This is a genomic window from Oerskovia gallyi (genome assembly GCF_014836745.1).
Classification (GTDB): domain Bacteria; phylum Actinomycetota; class Actinomycetes; order Actinomycetales; family Cellulomonadaceae; genus Oerskovia; species Oerskovia paurometabola.
Genome location: NZ_JACSQE010000024.1, coordinates 1 through 2,324 on the forward strand (window position 1 = coordinate 1; position 2,324 = coordinate 2,324).

Annotated in this window: 2 protein-coding genes; one reads left to right on the plus strand and one right to left on the minus strand. The window is 70.8% G+C overall.

What is annotated here, in order from left to right:
- Positions 1 to 295 precede the first annotated feature (295 nt).
- Positions 296 to 1,114 carry a TrmH family RNA methyltransferase gene (locus tag H9640_RS18815; RefSeq protein ID WP_191792302.1) on the plus strand — a complete coding sequence of 273 codons (819 nt, stop codon included), beginning with the start codon at positions 296 to 298 and terminating at the stop codon, positions 1,112 to 1,114.
- A 644-nt stretch (positions 1,115 to 1,758) separates the two neighbouring features.
- Here the strand turns inward: H9640_RS18815 and H9640_RS18820 are convergent.
- On the minus strand, positions 1,759 to 2,103 hold the full coding sequence (locus tag H9640_RS18820) for a putative quinol monooxygenase (protein ID WP_191792303.1): 345 nt from the start codon (positions 2,101 to 2,103) through the stop codon (positions 1,759 to 1,761).
- Positions 2,104 to 2,324: the final 221 nt, after the last annotated feature.

Consider the following 2,324-nt stretch of genomic DNA (forward strand, 5'->3'; position numbering starts at 1 on the left):
TGGGAGAGTAGGTCGCCGCCGGACAACCATTCACCAAAGGCCCACCCCTCACGGGGTGGGCCTTTGGCATACCCGGATCGCATCGCGCGCACTCGACGCCCCGGCCCTCGCCGCTGGTAGCTCAGCCCCGGACACCATCAGGTGTCTCGGGGCTCTTGTGTTGCGTGTGTCGACCTCGGTCGCGGCGCGACCAAGCTCCGCCGGCCGCAGGCCAGGACCTCGAGCCGCGTGCCGAGCCGGTAGCCTTCGAGTCAGGCGGCCGGACCCAGATGCTGCCAGGTCTCCGGAGGAACACGTGGTCACCCGCATCAGCGCACGCAATGCTCGATTCCAGGTGCTGCAGACGCTCCTGTCCAACCGCTCCAAGCGTCACCGCGCCGGAGAGTTCATCGTGCAGGGCGTCCGGCCGGTCAACCTGGCGATCGAGCACGGGTGGGACGTCCGTGCCCTGCTGTACGACGCCGACCGGTCGCTCTCGCCCTGGGCTCGCGACCTGCTCGCGTCGCAGCCGAACGCCGAGAAGGTGGCGATGTCGTCGGACCTGCTGGCCGAGCTCAGCGAGAAGACCGAGGGGGCGGCCGAGGTACTGGCGGTCGTCGGCATGGCTCCCGACGACCTCACGCGGATTTCGGCGCGTGCGGACTTCCTCGGTCTGGTCTTCGACCGCCCGACGCAGCCGGGCAACATCGGGTCGATCATCCGCTCAGCGGACGCCCTCGGCGCACACGGTGTGATCACCACCGGGCACGCCGCAGACGCGTACGACCCGAAGTCCGTCCGCGCCTCGACAGGTTCCTTCTTCGCCGTGCCGACCGTGCGCGCCGCGTCTCCCCACGACGTCGTGGAGTGGGTCGAGCATCAGCGTTCGGCCGGCGTGCCGATCGTCGTCGCGGCAACGGACGAGGACGGCGACGCCGAGATCTCGGCGTTCGACCTGACGCAGCCCGTGCTGCTCCTCGTCGGCAACGAGACCGCGGGGCTGTCGCGCGCATGGCGCGACGCAGCGGACGTCACGCTCAGCATCCCGATGGCCGGCGCGGCCAGCTCCCTCAACGCAGCCAACGCAGCCTCGATCGTGCTCTACGAGGCACGCCGCCAGCGGTCGACGAGATAGCGGTCGCCAGCCGCACGCGGGCCATGCCGGTCTCGGGAGGGGCGGCGTCGAAGATGCCGCTTGCACTACGGTGCACGGGTGAGCGCCGCATCGCGCCAGATCCCGTTCCTCGACGTCGACGGGCCGCTGCTCCCGTTCGGCAGCCGGAGTTGCCGCGTGTTCCGGGTCCTGAGTCCTGGACGGCGGCGTCGAACCCCCACCTGGCGAGCGTGGCTCGCGCTCTCGGCCCGCTGCTGACCGGCCTGGGGCGCGAGCTGATGTGGGCGACCGCGTGGATGCACGGCGCCAACGAGGTGATCGCGCCGTTGCTCGGTCTCCCGCACCTACGGGTGGCCGACCTTCCTGCCTCCGACGGCGACCACGGGGTGGCCGACCTGCAGTGGAGGACGAAGGTACTGGTGCGCATCGCGGACGGACGCCCGTTCGTCTGGGTCGATGACGTACCCGGCCGGGGACCGCAGGTGGATCGAGGGCGCGCACCCTGCCAGGGTGTTGTTGCACCGGGTCGACCCGTCGGTGGGGATGATCGTCGCGGATGTCGACACGGTCGCGACCTGGCTGCGGGACGTGCGGCGGTCGTCCGTTGACGAGGGGCGAGCGTCGGAGACCAGGGGCCCCGCGTTGCCTGCCTGAGCGAGCGCGTCCTAGAGAACGCGTCGGTAGAGCTCTGCGGGCGCGGCCCTCTCGAGCTGCTCGAGCTCCGCGACGAGCCGCACGAAGTGCTCCGTCCGGGTGTGGGCGTCGAGATGGTCCTGCGACTCCCACTCCTCGACGAGCAGGAACCGGGTCGAGTCGCCCACGCGCTGGAGGAGCTCGTACGACAGGCAGCCGGCCTCCTGCCTGGTCGCGGCGACCAGCTCGCGATAGGCCTCGAGCGCACGAGCCTGGTGCCGTTCGTCGACCGTGCAGGGAACGAGCACACGCACGGTCACGCCGTCACCCGGGCGGTCGGCGAGGGACGGGCGAACGGTATCGCTGGAGGGGTTCATGCCCCGACGGTACCTGGGCGGCCGGGGAGGTTCGCCGGCTGTGCCGGGCCGCAGAATCGGCCCTGGTGACCTGACGACGCGCGGTGACCGGGGTCACGGGGCACCGGTTTGACCGTTGGGCCCCGACCACCGTAATGTTCTCTGAGTCAGCCCGGCAGGGAGGAACAGACACCACTGCGAAGCTCTTCGGAGCCGCCGCGAAGTGGCTGGATCCCCCGGGT